Here is a 5214-nt window from a genome sequence, read left to right on the forward strand (position 1 = left end):
TGACATAATCTTCCAGTGAAACGGTTTGCTCGGCATTACCGGTTTCAGTGCTGGCAAAGCGCAGTAATTTGGCCAATGCTTCTTTGTTGGCAAAGTCTTCGCCTGGACCTTCTTTGATCACCTGACCGAATTCTTTCCAGAATTCAGCATATTGTTCAGGTTCGTTATTGGCCATTTTATTCAGTTCAGAGAGAATTTTCTTCACTGAAGCAGCACGTATGGTATCAATGACTTTGCTGCTTTGCAGGATTTCACGCGACACATTCAATGGCAGATCATTGGTATCAATTACACCGCGGATAAAGCGCAGATAACGAGGCATCAGTTGTTCACTGTCTTCCATGATAAACACGCGTTTCACATACAGCTTGATGCCGTGCATACGATCGCGATCCCACAGATCAAACGGTGCTTTGGATGGGATATACAGCAGTGAGGTGTATTCGGTGTTGCCTTCGACCTTGTTATGGCTCCAGCTCAATGGATCCTGAAAGTCGTGAGCAATCTGCTTGTAGAACTCTTTGTATTGCTCATCGGTGATATCGTTTTTGGATAACGTCCATAAGTCTGTGGCTTTATTGACGGTTTCATCTTCGATAATGCTTTCATCAATTTTGCCTTCTTCATCGGGAACAGGCTCTTTTTGCATGATGATGGGCAGATTGATGTGATCAGAATATTTACGGATCACATTACGCAGACGCCAGCCATTGAGAAATTCATCCTCATCTTCACGCAAATGCAGAGTGACTTCGGTACCGCGGGTGGCTTTTTCGATGGTTTCAATATTGAACTCACCTTCACCGGCCGATTCCCACAGCACACCGTGTTCTTTGGTAGTACCAGCACGGCGGGTTTTCAGTGTGACTTTATCAGCCACGATAAATGCAGAGTAGAACCCCACACCAAACTGGCCGATGAGTTGTGAGTCTTTAGCCTGATCACCAGTTAACTGGCCAAAAAATGCTTTGGTACCACTACGAGCAATGGTGCCGATATTATTGATGACTTCTTCACGGGTCATACCAATACCGTTATCAGTGATGGTGATGGTGCGGGCTTCTTTATCAAAATCAACACGGATATTCAGATCGCCATCTTCTTCGTATAACGCATAATCGGATAACGCTTCAAAACGCAATTTATCGGCAGCATCGGCCGCATTGGATATCAGCTCACGCAGAAAGATCTCTTTGTTGCTGTAAAGCGAGTTAATCATCAGGTTGAGAAGTTGTTTGACTTCTGTCTGGAAACCCATTGTTTCCTTATGTGCATCAACGCCCATTTCTGTGTTGCCTCCATCTGGCTGTTTTAACGATAGCTCACAGATGGGGTTGGTCATATTGGATATCAAGAGTGCATCACTATAAAAGCCTAAAAATTTGGTAAATCAGCCATTTAACTTTGATTAAGCTTGAATTAATCAAGGCTGTGTTAGCCTGTTTTTGGCCATGATGCCCACCCAATTCAAATAACTAAATCAACCTAAGATGAAAAGGATAGACAGCATGCGTAAAGTATCTTTGAGTTTGTTACTGGCATTTAGCCTGACGACTCAAGCCAATGAAAACAAAATTGATATAGAAGAACAATCGGTTCTCGGTCATCAAGAAATCGTCACATTATTTCCTGGCGAAATACAAACCAAAGCACGGATTGATACCGGAGCTGCAACCAATTCGATGTATGCAGTTGATACAAAGGTCATTGAAGAGAACGGCGAGGAAATGGTGCGGTTTACCTTTGTTGATCACGAAGATAAAGAATATATTTTGACCCGGCCCATCGTGGATAAAGTCACGATTAAACAGGCCAGCGGTAAACAAACACGATATGTAGTTGAAATGGGTCTGTGTGTTGGCTCCCATTACGAAGAAACCCGTTTTACGCTTGCTGATCGCAGTCGTATGACCTTCCCGATTCTGGTGGGTCGCAACTTTTTGAAAAATTCATTATTGGTGAGTTCATCGGAAAAGATGGTTGCATCACCGGAATGTGAGGTGAAGCTCGCAAAGAAAGATCCGGAAGAACTTCCCGTGGTACAACCTTGATTCCGTAAAAGCTATTATAAAAGCCACATTACAGAACGCCGGCTCATAGTTGAACCGGCGTTTTTTTTGGTCTATGACTTAAAGGATTTAATATAGGTAATATTTTCTAGCCATAAGAGATGTTACTGTATTGCTTTAAGCTTTTTTCAGAGATGGAATGTCCAAACAATCACTTAGAATCCTGACTTACAACCTGCATAAAGGCTTTAATACCGGTAATCGGCAGTTCATTCTGCATGAAATGCGGGAAGCACTACGAGAAGCCGATGCCGATATTATGCTGTTACAGGAAATTCAAGGTGAGCACACTGGTCATCAGCTAAAACATCAGCATTGGCCGGGGCCTCACTGCGATTTTATTGCAGAAGATATGTGGCCACATTTTGCTTATGCCAAAAACGCCGTTTATAGCGTAGGACATCATGGCAATGCCATACTCAGTAAATATGCATTGCAGAGTTGGGAAAATATTAATGTTTCGCCATACACTTGGGCCAGCCGCAGTTTGTTACATGGTGTCATCCACATTCCTGACACCCAGCAGGAACTGCATATTGTCTGTCTGCATCTTGGCCTGACGGGCACCGAACGTAAACGTCAGCTACAAACACTATGTGAACGCATTGATGAGCATGTGCCACACAACGCGCCTTTGATTGTTGCCGGTGATTTTAATGACTGGAACGGTCAGGCTGAAAAACATTTCTCCCAACGATTAGATTTGAAAGAAGCTTTCCGAACACTGCATAAGAAACATGCACGAACCTGGCCCTCCTGGATGCCGATTTTCAAGATGGATCGCATTTATTATCGTGGCCTTGAACCTACCTTTTGTGAATGCCCCCCACATTCTTCCTGGAAGATGCTGTCGGATCATGCTCCATTAATTGCCGCATTTGAATTTTAAATACAGACCAATCTCTGCTCATCTTTAACGAGGAATTGCTCGGCGAAAGCCGCCAATAACGTTACAATAACGCCTCTTGTTTGTTGTATAGATTCAAGGAGAGCCTGTGCCTGACATCGTAGTAATGTTTTTCCTGCTTGGCCTGGTGGGTGGTCTGGTGAAATCCGATCTGGCCATTCCCAAAGCCGCATACGATGTTTTAAGTCTGTTATTAATGCTGACGATTGGCCTCAAAGGCGGTATGGCGTTACATGGCAATATGGGCTGGAGTCTGATGCCGGAGCTGATATCCGTCGCTTTTTTGGGCTTTATGATCCCGCTTATTTTATTTCCATTACTGTTGAAAGTGGTTCGTCTTAATCTGGCTGATAGTGCCAGTTTTGCTGCACATTACGGCTCAGTCAGTGCCGGGACATTTGCTGTTGCGCTCGCTTATGCAGAAAGCAATCAATTGGTTATTGGCGGACAGGTAACACTTTATCTGGTGTTACTGGAATTACCAGCCATTATTATCGGTTTAATGCTTTACCGGCATTTCAGTGGGGTAAAACAAGCTTCCTCCGGAGGCATGTTAAGTATCCTGCATGAATCATTAATCAATCGAGGCGTTATATTGCTGGTTGGCGGGGTGTTGATTGGCTGGATGTATGGCCCAAGGCAAGGCGCCGGGGTAACTGATTTATACACTGGGGCATTTATGGGCGTGCTCGCACTATTTCTATTGGAAATGGGTCTGGTAGCCGCCGAAGCATTGAGTAAATTATCACGCGATAAAATTCCCGTAGTACTATTTGCCATCGTTGCACCCAGTATCTTAGCGTTGGCTGGATTGTTTGTCGGTAAATTGCTCGGACTGCCAGACGGCTCCGTATTGATCCTGGCAAGTTTAACCGCCAGTGCTTCGTATATTGCTGCACCGGTTGCCGTTCGTTCGGCCATTCCACAAGCTGATATTGGTTTAGCTATGCTGGCGGCATTAGGCCTGACGTTTCCATTTAATGTGCTTGTCGGCATTCCGCTATATCACAGCCTGATTGGTTAATTCGTTTTTCCAATGGCTGATTCTGCCAGTATTTCCAGCAAGCTTTCATGCGGTTCAACAATTGCATAATACTTTAAGCAATCAATTGCAGCGAAGAAGCTGATCAGCAATGCTAACCCTCATCCCCTTTAGTAATGCAGGTTTAATGGCATTTTCCAGGCTAGGTGCATTTGCATTGCAGAATCCATCACGGCTTTGTTTTGGTGCGTGATGGTTCAAAAATAACCAAATGGACAGTCGAATAAGGAGCTATGCATGCAATCATTGGCGTTGCTAAAACCTATTCAGTCGATTTTGTGGAGCGTTGCTCTCCTGCTTCTTGGAAATGGACTTATCAGCACACTGTTAACCTTACGAGGAACCAGTGAAGGGTTTTCCAGTGCAGTAATGGGCATGATCATGTCAGCTTATTTCGTCGGATTTATCTGTGGCACCTGGGTGAGTGGACGCTTGATTCGTCGTATGGGGCATATTCGTACTTTTGCATTTTGTGCTTCTATCTGCGCCACCACCACGCTTTTACACATTATCTTCATCGACCAATGGGCGTGGATGGGCTTTCGTTTCTTTTATGGATTGGCCTATATCACGCTGATGACTGTGATTGAAAGTTGGCTCAATAGTCAGGCGGCCAGTCATGAACGTGGACGCATCTTTGCCTTTTACATGGTAGTCAACCTGGGCGCGCTCGCTCTTGCACAACAATTGTTGCATCTTGATTCGCCAGAAGGCTTTTTATTATTTGCTTTGGTATCGATTCTGGTGAGCTGGGCGATTTTACCGCTAACCCTTACCAGGCGTAATCAACCCAACATCGCGACTGAAAGACCAAAAAGCAGTTTAAAAAACTTATTAAGAATCGCTCCACTGTCTGTTGCCGGGGCGTCTTTATCCGGATTGGCTATGGGCGCTTTCTGGTCAATGACACCTATTTATGCCACCCAACTTGGATACGATATCAGCGGTATTGCTTTGATCATGAGCCTGACCATTATCGGGGGTGCGGTGTTGCAGATTCCAATTGGTCGCTATTCGGACAAGCATGATCGACCGAAAGTCATGACATGGGTGGTGATGCTGGCTGCAGCTATATCGATAATGATGATTATAGCGTCCTCACAAAAATTGCTGCTCAGTATGTTCTTTATCTGGGGTGGCCTGGCGTTTTCCATTTATCCACTCTCGGTTGCCCAGCTGATCGATCAACTGCATCC

The 5214-nt window shown here is 44.8% G+C and carries 5 protein-coding genes; 4 read left to right on the top strand and 1 reads right to left on the bottom strand.

The features are described 5' to 3' along the window. On the bottom strand, positions 1-1285 hold a 1285-nt coding region (gene htpG / locus B3182_RS03930), incomplete at its 3' end, for a molecular chaperone HtpG (protein WP_292751643.1). Between the two features lie 223 nt (positions 1286-1508). Between htpG and B3182_RS03935 the strand changes: the two genes are divergently transcribed. From B3182_RS03935 to B3182_RS03950, 4 genes are all read left to right on the top strand, one after another. After that, entirely contained in the window at positions 1509-2051 is a 543-nt protein-coding gene (locus B3182_RS03935; RefSeq protein ID WP_292353850.1) for an ATP-dependent zinc protease, read from the top strand. A 157-nt stretch (positions 2052-2208) separates the two neighbouring features. Next, the gene (locus B3182_RS03940) at positions 2209-2958 is read left to right on the top strand and encodes an endonuclease/exonuclease/phosphatase family protein (RefSeq protein WP_292353849.1); all 750 of its coding nucleotides are present in this window, start codon (positions 2209-2211) and stop codon (positions 2956-2958) included. Between the two features lie 106 nt (positions 2959-3064). After that, positions 3065-4000 (top strand): sodium-dependent bicarbonate transport family permease, encoded by a 936-nt coding sequence (locus B3182_RS03945; RefSeq protein ID WP_292353847.1) that lies wholly within the window; start codon positions 3065-3067, stop codon positions 3998-4000. A 255-nt stretch (positions 4001-4255) separates the two neighbouring features. After that, on the top strand, positions 4256-5214 hold a 959-nt coding region (locus B3182_RS03950; protein WP_292751640.1), incomplete at its 3' end, for an MFS transporter.

The sequence above is a fragment of the Methylophaga sp. UBA4204 genome (assembly GCF_002379485.1).
Taxonomy (GTDB): Bacteria; Pseudomonadota; Gammaproteobacteria; order Nitrosococcales; family Methylophagaceae; genus Methylophaga.

Excerpts from the sequence above, each read along its gene's own strand:
- B3182_RS03935 (WP_292353850.1), top strand. The coding sequence starts at position 1,509 with ATGCGTAAAGTATCTTTGAGTTTGTTACTGGCATTTAGCCTGACGACT.
- B3182_RS03940 (WP_292353849.1), top strand. The coding sequence starts at position 2,209 with ATGTCCAAACAATCACTTAGAATCCTGACTTACAACCTGCATAAAGGC.